The sequence below is a fragment of the Arachidicoccus sp. genome, from assembly GCF_050436765.1.
Lineage (GTDB): Bacteria > Bacteroidota > Bacteroidia > Chitinophagales > Chitinophagaceae > Arachidicoccus.
Window position 1 is genome coordinate 1 of sequence record NZ_JBNQGD010000221.1, and the last position, 1,250, is coordinate 1,250.

General features: G+C 35.1%; 2 protein-coding genes. One reads left to right on the top strand and one right to left on the bottom strand.

Going from position 1 to position 1,250, the window contains the following annotated elements:
* Positions 1–171: 171 nt before the first annotated feature.
* Positions 172–624, bottom strand: a complete 453-nt coding sequence (locus tag ACQR30_RS09815; RefSeq protein ID WP_429734522.1) for a hypothetical protein — start codon at positions 622–624, stop codon at positions 172–174.
* Between the two features lie 441 nt (positions 625–1,065).
* Here ACQR30_RS09815 and ACQR30_RS09820 point away from each other — a divergent pair.
* Positions 1,066–1,250, top strand: a 185-nt coding sequence (locus ACQR30_RS09820; RefSeq protein ID WP_429734524.1) for a hypothetical protein, incomplete at its 3' end; no start/stop codon positions are given.

The window sequence follows — 1,250 nt, forward strand, 5'->3', positions numbered from 1 at the left end:
TTATTTATATCAGATGAATATTTGTTATACATATATATTATACATATATTGAAAACATGGATCTGTGGATAAACCTAAGGATAAATGAAGCTCACTAAGATTTCTATTACTAGAAAATTACAAGGAAGCCTAAACTACCGTGCGGCTTGTTGCCACTCCAACTAGGGAGAACTAACATGCCAAGGCATAACTAGCGCACAAATTAATCTTGAAAAGATTGAAGGTTTTAACATTGAATTTTAAAAAATTATTAATTGTTATGTTTACTAGTGTTGTCCACTTATTTTTAGTGGTTTCGTTTTGTTCTTTCCAAAAGGAATCGATGGTTTGTTTTTGGTATTTATGTGCTTTTTCCTTTTTTCTTGTGATTCCTTTGGTTATTTTCCAGTTTTGGAAATCTTCGCATCTTGTTTTCCAAATTTCCCAAAAAATTGTTTTGATGTGTAATGTGATTTGTTTCAGTAGTTTATAAACTGATGATGTGTTGTCCAGGGCTTGGCGAAGTGTATAGTATAGTGTGTTGGAGATGGCTCCACAGATAAATTGTTTAAAGACTCTGCCTGAGGTGAATAGTGGTTTTTTGTCCAAAAGGGCTTTGAGTTTGTGAAGTTGGTTTGTCGTCATGAATTTGTTACTGGCGTTGAGTAAATATTCTTGTGTGTATTGTTCTATATTGATTTGATTGTTTGGGCAGAGGCCACATCTTTTATTTATAATATAGTGTACATGATATCTAATACATGAGTCGATTTTTACAAATGCATTTTTGTGAGTGATCTGTACAAGCCTTTTTTCCTATACTATCAACAAGTGATATACATATATGTTTATAGTAAATCTATCTATATTGACTAGTTATATCTATATCTTTACGTAATGCTATGTATAATCACTACCTCTTCAGAAAGATGCGCGAATCCTTCTTAATTTTTTCCAGAACAATTTTATTTAAGAGTATTCTAGTTATCAGGCCGTTGATTATAGTATCCTGAACCCTGGTTTTCGGTCCTTCGGAGTGGTCCACGGTTTTTGTCCTCCCACCAAGGCCTCCCGATAGTAAAGTCTGTGAAACACGGCACAGCCACGCACTTTGCTTTAAGAGGTACGCTACCGGTTTGGGATCTACTCTTCTTATTACTGTTTATGATAATCGGAATGGCTCCTGCCATACTAGCAGTTTTGATTCGCACCATTTTGGTGTTGCGTAAGCGGTATTCCAGACCTTTTACCACTTTGGTAACGTGGTCGTG

Coding starts and splice junctions, on each gene's coding strand:
- ACQR30_RS09815 (WP_429734522.1), bottom strand. CDS start 624: ATGACGACAAACCAACTTCACAAACTCAAAGCCCTTTTGGACAAAAAA.